Source organism: Corynebacterium lujinxingii, from assembly GCF_014490555.1.
GTDB lineage: Bacteria > Actinomycetota > Actinomycetes > Mycobacteriales > Mycobacteriaceae > Corynebacterium > Corynebacterium lujinxingii.
In genome coordinates, this window is record NZ_CP061032.1 from 588,343 (window position 1) to 602,796 (window position 14,454).

Sequence of the window (14,454 nt, forward strand, 5' to 3'; positions counted from 1 at the left end):
ACCATCGAAGCCGAGACTGTCAGTGCAATCGTGGGTACCCACCCACGTGTCCGCAATGCAGAGTCGAAACAACTGTGACGGCGAGATAGTCGGTGTCCACCTAATTGTCCGCAATGCGGACGACCTACATGTTGACGGTAGCGAGATAGTTGGTGTGACCCCACTAGTCCGCAATGCGGAGACCACACCGGCGGATCGCTGCTTGGACTGTTTTGTAGAACTCGTTATACGACTTTTGGCGACCAGGGGATTGACCGGCCGAAAACCGGAAACCTAACGACTTTTACAAAACCCAACCATCGAAGCCGAGACTCTCAGGGCAATAGTGGGGCCCACCCAAGTGTCCGCAATGCGGAGCCTACACCGGCGCACGGGTTTTGGACTGTGTTTGTAAAACTCGTTAAACCATCCACCACGACCAGGGGCTTTACCGGGCGAAAACCCAAAACTTAACGACTTTTACAACAGCAACCCACCGCCAGGTAAGAACACCCCCAAAACCGAAGCGCCGCCGGGGCCGATTGATCACAGCGGTCCCCGAAAAGCCAGACCTACAACTCCACGACGGTGTTCTTGGACTCCTCCAGCAGAGCCTTCTTCTTGCGGGCCCTCTCGAGGCGGGACCATTGGTCGGATGGGATGAAGTTGCGGGCTTGGTCGACAACATCGACGTCGGGGGTGCCCCAGGCGATCGGCATCGGGGTAATCGTCTCCCACTGGCCCTGGTTGTCGCGGGTGCGCTGTGCGCCGACGGCAGCAACAGGCACCTTAGTGCCCACCTTGTCCGGAGTGTTCGGGAGAGGGTGGAACACCCGCGAGGTGATGGCCCAGCGGGGCGGCAGGGAAGGCTCGACGTTCTTGTTCACCAGGGCAGTCAGGGTGATGGTGGTGCCGACTCGTTCGGTGATGATGGCGGGGGCGAGGGGGTGGGCGTCGTAAAGCGATTGCGTCTTGCCCACGCTGCGGGGGATGAGCAGGCCCACGATGAGCATCATGACGCCGAAGAGCGCCAGTCCGACGGTGCCAAGGGTGCGCCACGGCGAGTCGGCGGGCGCGAAGAACCAGACGGCGACGGCGCCGGCGAGCGAGATGACGAAGAGGGCAACTCCGGAAGCGACGAGGCTGCGGGTGTCGCGCACCATTTCGTTGTGCTGCTTGGCGTAGTTCTCGTCGACATCGAACTTGAATACCTTCATGGGGGTTAAGTTTAGAGGTCGGCGGCATCGACGAGTCGATACGCGTAGCCCTGCTCGGCGAGGAAGCGCTGGCGGTGCATGGCGTACTCGGAATCGAGGGTGTCGCGGGCGACGACGGTGTAGAACACAGCCTCGGCGCCGTCGGCCTTGGGACGCAGCAAGCGTCCTAGTCGCTGCGCTTCCTCCTGGCGGGAGCCGAAGGTGCCGGAGACCTGGATGGCCACGGCGGCCTCGGGCAGGTCGATGGAGAAGTTCGCCACCTTGGACACGACAAGAGTGGAGATCTCGCCGTCGCGGAAGGCCTGGAAGGCTGCTTCGCGCTTCTTGGTGGTGGTTTTGCCGTCGACGAGAGGGGCGTCGATTCGCGCGGCGATCTCCTCGAGCTGGTCCACATACGCGCCGATGATCAGCGTCTGCTGGCCCTCATGTTTCGCAAGCAGCTTATCGACGACCGCCAGCTTCGCATCCGAGCACGCCGCCAGCCTGTAGCGCTCGCGGGTTTCGGCGGTGGCGTAGGTGAGACGTTCGTCGTCGGTAAGCGTGGTGCGCACCTCGACGCACTCGGCGGTGGCGATGTAGCCGGCCATCTCGAGTTCTTTCCAGGGGGCGTCGTAACGCTTGGGTCCGATGAGGGAGAAGACGTCGTCCTCGCGGCCGTCCTCGCGCACGAGGGTGGCGGTCAGGCCGAGACGGCGGCGCGACTGGAGGTCGGCGGCCATGCGGAACACGGGCGCGGGCAGGAGGTGGACCTCGTCGTAGATGATCAGGCCCCAGTCGCGGGAGTCGAAAAGTTCGAGCGCGCGGTATTCACCCTTCGTCTTGCGGGTGACCACCTGGTAAGTGGCGATAGTAACCGGGCGGATCTCCTTCTTCTCGCCGGAGTATTCGCCAATCTCCTCAGGCGCGAGCGTGGTGCGGCGCAGCAGCTCGTCGCGCCACTGGCGGCCGGCGACGGTGTTGGTCACCAGGATGAGCGTGGTGGTCTGCGCCTGCGCCATGGACGCCGCGCCCACGATGGTTTTGCCGGCGCCGCAGGGCAGGACGACAACACCGGAGCCGCCCTCCCAGAAGGAGTCGGCGGCGTATTGCTGGTAGTCGCGAAGCGCCCAGCCGTCGTGGTTTAAGTCGATGGGGTGGGATTCGCCGTCGACGTAGCCGGCGCGGTCTTCAACCGGCCAGCCGAGTTTCGTCAGCTCCTGTTTGATCTGGCCGCGGGCGGAAGGGTGGACGGGGACGGTGGTGTCGTCGATACGCGATGCAATGAGCGGGATGATCTTCTTGGAGCGGGTGACCTCGGTGAGGATCGCCGGGTCGTCCGCTTCGAGGATGAGACCATGCGCGGGGTGTTTGACCAGTTTGAGGCGGCCGTATCGTGCCATGGTCTCCGCGACGTCCACGAGCAGCGGTTGCGGGACGGGGAAGCGGGAGTAACGCTCGAGCACGTCCACGGCCTGCTCCGCGTCGAAGCCGGCGGCGCGAGCGTTCCACAGCGCAAGCGGAGTGATGCGGTAGGTGTGGATGTGCTCGGGTGCGCGCTCGAGCTCCGCGAACGGGGCGAGCGCGGCACGGGCCTTGGGCGCGTCCGGGTGCGCGACCTCGAGCAGCACAGTCTTGTCCGATTGGACGATAAGTGGGCCGTCGCCGAGAGCCATGCGATCTACTCCTCCTGTTCGTAGGCGTTGGTAGTCTACGGGCATGGCTGCGAAAAATACATCCGTTGTCCTCGGGGAACGATACGACAAGTTCATTGCCGAATTACTTGAAGACGGCCGCTATGCCTCCGCTAGCGAAGTGCTGCGCGAAGGCCTGCGGCTTGTAGAGGAGCGGGAGCAGAAATTCAAGGCTCTCAACGATGCTCTAGAAAAAGGCGAGTTGAGCGAAGTTGTCCACGACTTCGACCCCGATGCGTTCATCGCGCGTATGAAGAACAACCATGAAGTATCGGCTTAGGCGCCAAGCAGAATCTGACCTTGTAGAGATTTGGAACTACACGGCCGTTCGTTGGGGAATGTCCCAGGCTGAGCGCTATGTTGGCCAAGTTCTGTATATGCTCGACATGCTTGGAGGAAACCCGCGGCTCGGAAGCTCCGCAAGCGAAGTTCGCTCTGGCTACCGAAAGAAAGCAGTCGGGAGCCACATCATCTTCTACCGGGAAGACGACGGTGTCATCGATGTGGTCCGAATCTTGCACCAACGCATGGATCTACAACACCACCTGAATAGCTAACCCCTGCGCAGCAATTGCGACCACTTGGTCACGCTGCCGTTGTTCAGGATCGTGCGCTTGTAAATGCGGGCGGCGCCCCACACGACCAGCGTCGTCGTGACCGCGGCGAGTAAGAACGAGCCTGCGAGCTGGAGGGCGGTGAAGTCGCCGGCGGCGTAGGACAGCGGCGCGGTGAAGATCGAAAACGGCGGGATCCAGCTCATGACCTGCATGAACGTGGAGTCAGTTTGTGACCAGGAGAACATGGGGACGTAGATGCTCGCCATGAGCAAGATCAAAATCGGCATCTGCGTGGACTGCAGATCCTCGGTGCGCTGGACCATCGCGCCCGCTGCGGCGTAGAGACCGCCGAAAAACAGCATGGCGAGCAGCCACGACAGGAGGAGGACGGGCAGGATGGCCCAGTCGAGCTCGAGGTCGTCGACAAGCCCGGAGACGTTGACGCCGATCAGACCGACGGCGAGCAGCAGCGCGGTGGCGAGGAAGCCGTAGACGATCGTGCCCAGCAGCTTGCCCGCGAGGAAGTCGAGCGGGCGCACCGAAGCCAGCACGAGTTCGACCACGCGGGATGACTTCTCCTCCGTGACGCGGCTGCCCACCTGGGAGGCGAACGTGGTCACGGTGAAGATCACGATGATGAGCGCGATAAGCGTGGTGCCCAAGCGGGCGAAGTGCTCCTCGGAGTCGTCGGGATCGCCGCTGTCGGCGTTGTCCAGGTTCACCGGAACAACCTCGATCTGTGGGGTGGCGGCCTCGTATTCGCCGGCGGTGATCCCCAGGTTGTCTAAGGTTTCGGCGCGCGCGTGCTGCTCGGAAAGCGTGTTGACGCTGGTTAACAGGCTTGTCGTCGGTACACCGTCCTCGATCACCTCCCACGTCTTATCGCCCGCGACGACGGCGGCTTCCACCTCGCCGTCGCGCACCAACTGCAGGGCTTCGTCGCGGTCGGCGGCGGTGCGGGTGTCGTAGCCGGCGTCGTCGAGAAGCTGCTGCTCGATGCCCACGGCGGCGATCGCGGGGCCCGACTCCTCGGAGTCCTCTTTGTTTTTCATCCAGGTGGCGAAGCCGATCATGCCGACGATGCCGAGCAGCAAAATCACTAGCGTGAAAATGACGCCCTTTTTCAGCAGGAGGATTTCCACCTCGCGTTTCGCGGTGGTGGTGATGGTGTGCATGGGGGAGTAGGGCTTCATTACTTCACAACCTCCTTGAACAGCTCGGCGAGATCCGGCACGACGCGGGTGAACTCGTGGACCGGGCCGGCGGCCATCGCGGCTTTGAGGATCGCCTGGTCGTTGCCGGTGGAATCGGTTTCTACGGTCACGTGGGTGGGGGTGTCGTCGATAAGCGTGGCGCAAGTGGGGATCCACCCGCGCGCTTGCGTGCCGACGCGGAACTGCACCGGCCCGCCCGCGCGCAGCTCGTCGACGGTGCCTTCGGCGACCATGCGGCCTCGGGTGACGATGCCGATGCGGTCGCACAGTCGCTGCACCAAATCGAGCTGGTGCGACGAGAAGATCACGGGAACGCCGGCGCGGGTGCGATCGGTGAGCATCGTGCTCATCACGTCCACGGCAACCGGGTCGAGGCCGGAAAACGGCTCGTCGAGGATGAGCACCTCCGGGTCGTGAATGAGGCTCGCGGCCAACTGGACGCGCTGCTGGTTGCCCAGGGAGAGGTCATCGAGTTTGTCGCCCAGGCGCTCGCCGAGACCCAACTCCTCGAGCAGATCGGTGCCGCGTTTCTTCGCGGCCGCGCCGTCGACGCCGTGGAGTTTGGCCAAAAAGATCAGCTGATCCAGGATCTTTTCCTTGCCGTAGAGCCCGCGCTCTTCTGGCATGTAGCCGATGAGGCGGCGGGTGTCGTCGTCAAGCGGGCGGCCGTTGAGCAGCACCTCACCTGAATCGGCGCTGAGCACGCCCAACGCGATGCGCATGGTGGTCGATTTGCCGGCACCGTTCGAGCCGACGAAGCCGTACATCTCGCCGTCGCGGATGTTGAGGGTCATACCGTCGAGCGCTTGAACGTCGCCGAAGCGCTTGTGTAGATCACGTATCTCGATTGTTGTCACTTGTTGTCCTCCTTACGGTTAAAGGTAATGGCATAGCCGACCATTGGCAGCGGGTAGACGACGAGAAAAGTGAACATCATGAAGTAGCCGGATGCCATAAGCGCGGTGGAGCTTGGGGAGTCTCGTAGTGCGCCAAGCATCATGAAGACGAAACCACCGATGCCGGTGAGCGCGGAGTAGGCCTTGAGCGCGCGCCTGCGCCACACGTCTAGGACGTGGTGCTCGTACTCGTCGACCTGGTCGTCTGGGGCGGTGTCGACGTTGTCGTGCGCGCCGCGCAGCATTGACCAGCAGTACATGCTGATGAGCATGCCCGCGGTCAGTGGGGTCAGGGATGGCCAAGGGGTGTCCGACGCGAGGCCGACGACAGTGCCCGCGATTGCCGCGGCAATACCGGCGAAGAACACGACGACCAACCGGCGGGTGTCGCGTGGATTGCGGAAGCGTTTGGCATTGAGCGGGTCTTGCTTGCGGACGGTGTCGATGTGGTTCATTTGGTGTAGAGCTCCTTCGACATGGGGGCGAACTCGGTGCGTGAAAACACGGCCTCGACGGGCAGCTCGAAGACTTCGCAGATGCGAAAAGCTAGGTCGAGGCTGGGGGAGTGGTCGCCGCGCTCGAGTGCGCCGACGGTTTGCGGGTTGACATTGATTAGTTCCGCGAGACGGGCGCGTGACATGTCGTGCTCGGCGCGCAGGACGCGGACCCGGTTGTAGATCGGGTCCTTCGGTAGTTTCTTCGGTGACACGCAATAAAGTGTTGTATAAACCCAATGTTGTGTCAAGCCTGCCTATTCGCTTTTGGCCTATGTCCAGGAGGGCTAGCATGGACCTATGACTGCAACCATTTCCTCCCCAGCGGCCCATCTGTCTCGCGAACTTGGCTCCGACGAGGCACTATCCACCCGCCCGATCGATCGCATCAAGTACGCCCACGACGCATCCCACTTCCTCTACACCCCCGATGTTGTGGTGGAGGCGCGCAACGCGAATGATGTTGCGGCAGCATTCCGGGCATCAGCGTCTTCTGGGGCGCCGGTAGTGCTGCGCGGTGGTGGCACGTCCCTGTCCGGCCAGGGTGGCGGCAAGGGAATGATGGTGGATGTGCGCAAGCACTTCCGTGGTGTTGAGGTGCTCGACGGCGGCAAACGCGTGCGGGTCCAACCCGGATCGACGGTGCGTCAGGTCAATGCGCACCTGGCTGTCTACGGCCGCAAGATTGGTCCGGACCCGGCGTCCGAGGGCGCTGCGACCATGGGCGGAGTGATCGCCAACAACTCCTCCGGCATGGCGTGCGGCACGCAGTACAACACCTACAACACCATCGAGTCGGTCACCTTCGTGCTGCCGTCCGGCACGGTGATCAACACCGCCCACGAAGACGCGGAAGCACAGTTTGCGCGACAGGAGCCGGAACTTGTTGAGACGCTGGAGCGCCTGAAACGCCGCGTGCGTGACAACCGGGAATCCGTGGACACCATCGAGCGGCACTTCGCGCTGAAAAACACGATGGGCTACAGCCTGAACGCGTTTTTGGACTACGCCTCTCCGCTGGACATATTCATGCACCTTTTGGTTGCATCCGAGGGCACGCTCGCGTTCATTGCAGAGGCTGTACTGCGCACGATCGAAGTGCCGAAGCTGAAAACCACCACCATCGCCGTCTACCCGACACTCGATGCCGCGACGCGCTCGTTGCCGGCCCTGTTCGACTCGCAAGCGGCGACACTGGAATTGATGGACTCACGCTCCATTAACGTCGGCCGCACCTTTGACTCGGTGCCGGAACAGATCACCGGCTTCGAACTCGGCAGCCAGGCAGCCCTTCTCATCGAATACCACGCCAACGAGGCCGACCAGCTGCGTGAATACGAGCACACCGGCTCCCAACTGTTGCGTGAGTTCGATCTTCAGACCCCGGCGAAGTTCACCACCGATGCTGGCGAGGCTGCCAAGGCGTGGGCGTTCCGTAAAGGGCTCTACGCGCAGGTGGCGGAGGCACGCCCGTCCGGAACCACCGCGTTGCTCGAAGACATCGCGGTGCCGGTCGAAGACCTCGCCGACACGTGCGGCGGGTTGCAGCAACTCTTTGATGCCTACCGTTACGACGACGCCGTCATCTTCGGTCACGCCAAAGACGGCAACATCCACTTCCTCATTACCGACCGGTTTGAAGGCGACGAGAATCTCAACCGCTACGACGGGTTCAACGAAGACATGGTTGACCTCGTGCTCGGCGCAGGCGGAAATCTGAAGGCAGAGCACGGCACCGGTCGCGTCATGGCGCCGTATGTGCGACGCCAGTACGGCGACGAACTCTACGACGTGATGGTGCAGCTCAAGCGCGCCGCCGATCCGCGGGGTGTGATGAACCCAGGCGTGATCATCACAGACGACGAGCGCGAACACATGAAAAACTTCAAGCTCAATCCGCAGGTGGAAGACGAAATCGACTCGTGCGTTGAGTGCGGTTACTGCGAGCCGGTGTGCCCCTCGCGTGACCTGACCATGACTCCGCGTCAGCGCATCGTGGTTCGCCGTGCCCGCGCGAAGGCGATTCAGGAAGGCGACACCGAGCTGGTCAAGCACATCGACGAGGCCTACCAGTACGACGGCATCGACACCTGTGCAGTGGATTCCATGTGTGTCACCGCATGTCCGGTCGGTATTGACACCGGCAAGTTCATCAAATCGCTGCGCCGCAGCCAGGCCGGCGCGGTGGAGTCTGCCGGCTGGGCGGCCGCTGCAAAGGCGTGGGGCCCGGGCAACACCTTGGCCTCCACCGCGCTGACCGGTGCTTACTACTTGCCGACGAAGCTGGTGCAGAAGGTCACTGACGTCGCCCGGACCCTGGTGGGCGACGACACCGTGCCGCAGTACCGCCCTGAGCTGTCGAAGGGTGGCGCGAAACGCTCCAAGGCGTTCGGTACCCGGATCGGAGCCTCGACGGCAGAGCCGTCCGGCGTGTTCGTCCCCGCCTGCGTGAACTCCATGTTTGGCCCGCAGGGCGACGGCGTCGGTGCCTCCGAGGCATTTGCGAAACTGGTCGAACGCGCCGGGCTCGCACTGGTGGTTCCCGAAGGCATCGACGGGATGTGCTGTGGCACTCCGTGGGCGTCGAAGGGGATGAGCAACGGCCACGACATCATGCAGCGTCGCGTGAACGATCAACTCATCGCCGCAACCGACGGCGGGCGGCTGCCGGTCGTGGTGGACGCGTCGAGCTGCACCCACGGCTTCCAGGACATGGCGGAAAACATTGGCATCACGGTCATTGATGCGATCGAGTTCGTCGAAGACGAGGTGCTGGACCGCCTCGAGGTGAAAAAGAAGGTGGACTCTGTGACGCTGCACCCGACGTGTTCGGCGACGCACCTGGGGATCGTCGATACGCTAGAGCGCGTTGCTGCCGCTGCTGCTCAGGAGGTGCACGTTCCTTCCGAGTGGAATTGCTGCGGTTACGCCGGCGACCGCGGCATGCTGCACCCGGAGCTCACCCACGCCGCCACCAAGCGTGAGGCCGAGCAGGCAGCGCAGTTGGGGTCGGCGCGCCACGCGTCCTCCAACCGCACCTGCGAGCTAGGACTGACGGCCGCCACCGGCGAGGACTACGAGCACATCCTGGAAATCCTGGAGCGCGTGAGCCGCTAGGCCAGCACCACCTTTGTCACCCGGGGCAGCGCGATGCGCACGACCCGGTCCTTCGCCTCGTCGAGCGCGTCCACCTGGCCCGCGGTCACACTCAGCGGCAGCACGGTGAGCGTCTGTCCGCGCCCTTGCTTATCGACGAAGCCCACCACCACATGCCTGCGCGCCCGCGCCGCCGCGCGCAGCGTCTCAAAAGCGTCGCCGCTGCCGGTGTCGGTGCTGTCGTCGGAGCGCAGCTTTGCGACGATCTGCTCCACCTGCTCCGCCGACACCTTGGATTGGCGCGGCAGCGTCGACGGGGTCGGGGCGACAAGGGATGGCTCGGGTGCCATGTTCAAGGCGATCCCTTGGCTGTCCTCGGCGGTCGGTTGCATCCCAGCATTCCGGAGTGCGGCCATGAGCTTGGCCAAAGGCAGGTCGGATACAGCCACGGTGGGGGCGAGGACGCGCAGCTTCAGGCGCTCGGCGGCGGTGGCAATCAGGGCCGGGTCCTCCGAGCGGATGTAACTGAAAGCCTCGCCGGCGCGGATGGCGCCGTGGTGGCGGGCGGTGTCGTCGATAAGAAACGTCATGGCCTGGGGGACCTCGCCCATGACGTGGTCGGAAAGCCAGTCGTGGACTTCCGGCGCGGTCAGACCGCTGTCCAGGCCGCGACGCACCGATGCCTCCGAAATACGCCACACGCTGGCCAGACCTGGCGATTCCAGGTCGGCGATGCGCTCGATGAACCCCGCCATCGCGGGTTCCAAAGGGCCGGGAGCGAGCACCGTCATATCCGCCTGGGCGATCAGCGTGCTTACCGACGCCGGCACGAGCTCGGTCGTTGCAGCCGCGGTGTCGCCACCGTCGAGGAGTACCGAAAGCGGCGTCGACTGCGCGCCGTTGGCGAGGGCGCCGACGAACTCGGCTTCGGCGATGACGGTGCCGATCAGTTGGTCGGAAAAGCCGACCGACTCCAACGGTGCGTAAAAGAGGATGCGATCCATGTCGCCTGCATGGCGCAGGATGGTGGTGCGGGCGGTGCGCAGGGCGGGGGCGTGGGTGTCGTCGTCAAGCAACTTGGCGCTCGTGTCTACACGCCACGGGGAGGCGACCCAGCCGGCGAGAAGGATCGCCCACTGGTCCGATAGCGTGGCATCAAGCCAGGTCAGCGCGTCGCGGGTGGCGGCGAGGACGTCCTCGTCGTCGACGTTGCCGCGCCCGATCAGGCCCGCCGCCTCGCCCGTTGCGACGAGCAGGCGCGGGCTGAACCCCAACTGCTTTTCCAGATTTGTCTCCGCGCGCACGCCGACGGTGCCGTCCTTGTTCAATGCGACCGGGGTGTCCATCAAAGACATGATGAGCTGGCGCATCTGGCGCACGGCGTCGAGGCCCTGCGCGGTGGCGGTCTCGTCCACGGCTGCCTGATCGACGGTGTCGGCGGTAGGCGGCTCCAGCGGGAACACGCGCGGAGTGGTGCCGCGCATTGCGTCGCGCACCGGCCGGGGCAGGCGCACCGTGTTCGCGTTGACCCGCACCAGCAGGCCGTGAGCGAGCAACTTCGCCACCGGCGCATCCGGGTCCGCATCCGGCGCCGCGGCAGCCGTCGTGCCCACCCCGCCAGAGGCAGCGAGGGTGTCCAGTACCTTGCGTTCGCGGGCGGGAAGCGTCTCGAGCGCCTCGGCCGCGCCGGGCAGGAGCGTGTCGGTCACGCGCCAGCCCGGGGGAAGGGCGCTGAGCGTGCCGGGGGAGATCCGAATGGAGTCGTCGGGCCCGAACACGAGCGCCAACTCGCGCAGGTGGCCCGTGTCGCCGAACTCGCGAGCGTCGACGGGATCGAGCTCGGCGCCGGCGTCGGTAAGCTTTTCAAGCACCGCCAGATCCGCCGCGGTGAGCTGGCGCAGCGCCCGGGCTACCGAGCCAGGAAGCCCGAGGCGGGTGGCCAACGAGCCCACGGAAGGCGGGGTGGGGAAGAAGGCGTCCGGTCGGGAGTTGATGAGGGCGCGCAGGGGGTCGTCGTTAAGCGAGCGCAAGAATTCGGGGAACGTAGACATTGCGGGGGTGAGTTTACGTGCGTTTTTCCTCCGGGCGTGAAAGAATGACAGGCATGGCTAAAGATGTAGAGAATATCGGTCGCGCGAACCCGGCGTGGCCCACGAACACCCCTGGTAACGGCCACCCGGTCACCGAGATTTCCTCGAAGCTCACCGGCGCCTCGAGCCCGTTCGGCGACGAGCTGATCCTGCCGGTCCCGGCGGAGCAGACCGGCTACGTCCACCCGACGACCCGCATCAACCGCTAAGCCTTACGCGGCGGAAACCGGCACGGCGATGTTGCTGTGCCGGTTTTCTTTGCCTGTTATGAACCGAGTGGTCTATTCGGGCTAGACAAGACTGTACGGGGTGGTCTAATGTTTCCTCCGACCTAAGAACAACCTTTGAATTGGAGGATTCATGTTGCTTTCGGCTCTCGCCGTCGGTGCCGTCCTCGGCGCTGTGATGCAACGCGGGCGCTTCTGCGTCACCGGCATGATGCGCGACGTCTTCTTGCAGCGCACCGGTCGCGGACTCGTCGCATTCTTGATTGTCATCGCCGTGCACGCCATCGGGCTTGCGGCGCTGACCTCGTTCGGTGTCATCTCGCCGGACTACCGCGCGTTCCAGCCGGTCGCCGTTGTGGTCGGCGGGTTCATCTTCGGCCTGGCCATCATCCTGGCCGGCGGCTGCGCGTCCGGCACGTGGTACCGTTCCGCGGAGGGGCTGGTCGGGTCTTGGTTCGCGCTGTTGTTTTACGGCCTGTCGGCAGCCGCGATGAAGTACGGCGCGCTGTCCGGCTTTAACTCGTGGATGAAGCAGTGGGAGACCGGCCTGACCACCATCCCGCAAGCGCTCGGCGTGTCCGTGTGGTGGTTCGTCGTCCCGTTCGCGCTGCTCACCGCGTGGCTTGCGCAGCGCTACCTCGCCCGCGACGCCGCCAACCCGAAGGCGACGCTGAACCTGCCCGCGCGCAAGCGTCCGCTGCACCCGTACCTGGCTGGCCTGCTCGTCGGCATCATCGGTGTCATCGCGTGGCCGCTCTCGGCTGCTTCGGGTCGCAACTCGGGCCTGAGCATCACCACCCCGACGTCCGATCTGACCGGGTGGATCGTCACCGGTGAGGGCGACTACATGAACTGGGGCACCGTACTGGTGCTCGGCCTGTTCGTCGGCTCGTTCATCGCGGCGAAGGCGTCCGGCGAGTTCCGCGTGCGCGTACCGGACGGCAAGACCTCCATCCGCGCCATCATCGGCGGCACCGGCATGGGTGTTGGTGCCTCGCTCGCCGGCGGCTGCACCGTGGGCAACGGCATGGTCCAGACCTCGCTGTTTAGCTTCCAGGGCTGGGTGGCCACCCTGTTCATCGCGCTGGGCGTCTACGTCGGCGCGAAGCTCTGGCTCACCCCGTCCAAGCAGAAGCAAACCAAGACCGACACCTACAACACTGAGGAGTCCATCCGATCCGCCGAGGACGCTGTGCTCGACACCCCGGCGCAGACCCCGGGCGGCTTCCAGGTCGCAAGCGGTGTGATCACCCTGCCGCAGAAGCAGAAAACCAAGGCGCGTCCGCTTGGCGACGATCGCTACATCCTGGACACCCTCGGCGATGTTTGCCCCTTCCCGCTGATTGAAGCGAAGGAAGCGATCGCGGAACTCGACGACGGCAGCCGGTTGATCATCGACTTTGACTGCACCCAGGCCACCGAGTCCATTCCGCAGTGGGCCGCGGACAACGGTCACGCGGTGGAGGACTTCGTCCAGAACCAGGACGCAGGCTGGCAGATCACCGTGGTGAAAAACGGCGCACGCTAAGCCGCAAAGCTAGAGAAGGCCCACGCAACTGTGAACTGGCCCCCGAAAGTTGGACCGGTTTAACTCTAGGCGGTTAGGTCTTCAAGGGTCTGATTCCGATATTGCATCGGGGTCAGGCCCTTGAGTCGTTGTTGGATGCGTTCGGTGTTGTACCACTGGATGTACTCGTCGATCGCCTGGTTGAACTCTGCGACGGTGGCGAAGACTTCTCCGTGGTACATCTCGGTTTTCAAATGCCCGAAGAAATTCTCCATGACCGCGTTGTCGTAACAGTTGCCTTTACGCGACATCGACTGCACACCACCGTTGTCATGAATCAGGTTGCGCCAGGACGAATGCTGGTACTGGAAACCTTGATCGGTGTGCATCATCCACCCAGGTTCAGGCGCACACGTTTTAATCATCTTGGCTAAAGAATCGGCGGTAAACGCTGTCGACGGCGATGTGGCCACGGTGTGGGCAACGATTGAACGGTCGAACAGATCCATCACCGGTGACAGGTAGACCTTGCGGCCTGCGACCCTGAACTCGGTGACGTCGCTGACAAAGACAGTATTCGGCTTATCTGGGGTGAACTTGCGGTCAAGTGTGTTGTCGGCAATGTGGCTGATCGTCCCGGTGTAGGAAACATATGACCTGGGCTGGCGGATCTTGGCTCGAAGTCCCATCTCGCACATGAGTTTGTAGACGAGTTTGTGGTTGACCACCCAGCCCTGGTTGCGTAGGTCAAGCAGCACTCGTCGGTAGCCGTAGCGATGCTTGTTACGCTCGAAGCTTTCCCGGATCGCGGCTTTGAGCGCAGCGTGCTTATCCGGCTCGCTGAGTCGTTTCTGGTGGTAGAAGAACGTCGATCTCGGTATGCCTGCCGCATCCAAAAGATATTGCAGACGATGCTGTGACTTGAGGATGACAATCGCCTGGACTTTCAGGCGCGTCCCTGATTCCTCAAGTCCCGCAATTTTTTTAGATATGCGTTTTCCGCTTCCAACCGTGCGATCTGGCGACGCAGCTTCGCTTCCTCCGAGAGCGGCTTCGGCGTGACCGAGCCTTTGGGCCTGCCCTTCGGCTTCGGTTTTAGTGCCTCATCGCCACCTTTGCGCCATTTCAATGACCACCCGCTGACCAGCTGCTCTGATGACAGTCCAAATTCGCGCGCAAGATCCATCGCTGTCTCACCAGCAAGGTGGCGTTGGACAACTTCCTTTTTGATATCGAACGAATACTGCTGCTTAGTCGGTTTCTCCACAAGACATAGCCTGCCATGCAGCTTAAACCGACGATAGAACTTACGGGCGGCATATTTGGAGACACCAAGAGCATTCGCAGCGGCTTGATAGCCCATACCTTGCTCAAACAGTTCAACCAACTGCTCGCGCTGATGCTCACTCAGCGAACTTCGTGCCCTCACAGAAAACTACTCCCCACTAGTCGGTAACTGATTTCTCAGTCCAACTAGTGGGGAGCAGTTCACTGCGTGGGCCTTTCG

At 63.2% G+C, this 14,454-nt stretch carries 13 protein-coding genes; 5 read left to right on the forward strand and 8 right to left on the reverse strand.

All coding sequences use genetic code 11. The features are described from left to right. Positions 1-551 precede the first annotated feature (551 nt). Together IAU68_RS02865 and IAU68_RS02870 are read right to left on the reverse strand one after the other, a co-directional pair. Entirely contained in the window at positions 552-1,196 is a 645-nt protein-coding gene (locus IAU68_RS02865) for a DUF3239 domain-containing protein (protein ID WP_171194678.1), read from the reverse strand. Positions 1,197-1,207: 11 nt separating this feature from the next. After that, a complete protein-coding gene (locus tag IAU68_RS02870; protein ID WP_171194679.1) occupies positions 1,208-2,848 on the reverse strand; it encodes a DNA repair helicase XPB in 1,641 nt (546 codons plus the stop codon). 43 nt (positions 2,849-2,891) lie between these two features. Between IAU68_RS02870 and IAU68_RS02875 the strand changes: the two genes are divergently transcribed. Together IAU68_RS02875 and IAU68_RS02880 are read left to right on the forward strand one after the other, a co-directional pair. Next, entirely contained in the window at positions 2,892-3,146 is a 255-nt protein-coding gene (locus IAU68_RS02875) for a type II toxin-antitoxin system ParD family antitoxin (protein WP_171194680.1), read from the forward strand. Then, positions 3,130-3,423, forward strand: a complete 294-nt coding sequence (locus IAU68_RS02880) for a type II toxin-antitoxin system RelE/ParE family toxin (protein ID WP_171194681.1) — start codon at positions 3,130-3,132, stop codon at positions 3,421-3,423. The genes IAU68_RS02875 and IAU68_RS02880 overlap by 17 nt, the downstream gene beginning before the upstream one ends. Here the strand turns inward: IAU68_RS02880 and IAU68_RS02885 are convergent. From IAU68_RS02885 to IAU68_RS02900, 4 genes are read right to left on the reverse strand one after another with little or no spacing between them, the layout of a single operon-like run. After that, positions 3,420-4,616, reverse strand: a complete 1,197-nt coding sequence (locus tag IAU68_RS02885) for an ABC transporter permease (protein WP_171194682.1) — start codon at positions 4,614-4,616, stop codon at positions 3,420-3,422. The genes IAU68_RS02880 and IAU68_RS02885 overlap by 4 nt on opposite strands. After that, positions 4,616-5,494 carry an ABC transporter ATP-binding protein gene (locus IAU68_RS02890; protein WP_171194683.1) on the reverse strand — a complete coding sequence of 293 codons (879 nt, stop codon included), beginning with the start codon at positions 5,492-5,494 and terminating at the stop codon, positions 4,616-4,618. Before IAU68_RS02890 ends, IAU68_RS02885 begins: the two co-directional genes overlap by 1 nt. Next, entirely contained in the window at positions 5,491-5,988 is a 498-nt protein-coding gene (locus tag IAU68_RS02895) for a hypothetical protein (protein WP_171194684.1), read from the reverse strand. Before IAU68_RS02895 ends, IAU68_RS02890 begins: the two co-directional genes overlap by 4 nt. After that, on the reverse strand, positions 5,985-6,242 hold the full coding sequence (locus IAU68_RS02900) for a helix-turn-helix transcriptional regulator (RefSeq protein ID WP_171194685.1): 258 nt from the start codon (positions 6,240-6,242) through the stop codon (positions 5,985-5,987). The genes IAU68_RS02895 and IAU68_RS02900 overlap by 4 nt, the downstream gene beginning before the upstream one ends. A gap of 85 nt (positions 6,243-6,327) precedes the next feature. Between IAU68_RS02900 and IAU68_RS02905 the strand changes: the two genes are divergently transcribed. Then, a complete protein-coding gene (locus IAU68_RS02905; protein ID WP_171194686.1) occupies positions 6,328-9,144 on the forward strand; it encodes an FAD-binding and (Fe-S)-binding domain-containing protein in 2,817 nt (938 codons plus the stop codon). Here the strand turns inward: IAU68_RS02905 and IAU68_RS02910 are convergent. Continuing rightward, the gene (locus tag IAU68_RS02910) at positions 9,141-11,174 is read right to left on the reverse strand and encodes a helicase-associated domain-containing protein (protein ID WP_171194687.1); all 2,034 of its coding nucleotides are present in this window, start codon (positions 11,172-11,174) and stop codon (positions 9,141-9,143) included. The two genes, IAU68_RS02905 and IAU68_RS02910, sit on opposite strands and share 4 nt — an antisense overlap. Before the next feature lie 53 nt (positions 11,175-11,227). On the opposite strand from IAU68_RS02910, the gene IAU68_RS02915 reads away from it, so the two are divergent. Together IAU68_RS02915 and IAU68_RS02920 are read left to right on the forward strand one after the other, a co-directional pair. After that, positions 11,228-11,422 (forward strand): hypothetical protein, encoded by a 195-nt coding sequence (locus IAU68_RS02915; RefSeq protein WP_171194688.1) that lies wholly within the window; start codon positions 11,228-11,230, stop codon positions 11,420-11,422. A 151-nt stretch (positions 11,423-11,573) separates the two neighbouring features. Continuing rightward, entirely contained in the window at positions 11,574-12,968 is a 1,395-nt protein-coding gene (locus IAU68_RS02920) for a YeeE/YedE thiosulfate transporter family protein (protein WP_171194689.1), read from the forward strand. Between the two features lie 65 nt (positions 12,969-13,033). On the opposite strand, the gene IAU68_RS02925 is transcribed toward IAU68_RS02920, so the two are convergent. Next, positions 13,034-14,376 (reverse strand): IS3 family transposase gene (locus tag IAU68_RS02925; protein WP_231699061.1). Its coding sequence is split into 2 segments (ribosomal slippage): positions 13,034-13,935 and positions 13,935-14,376, totalling 1,344 coding nucleotides; the frame shifts between segments, so codons are not numbered across the junction. Between the last annotated feature and the right edge of the window lie 78 nt (positions 14,377-14,454).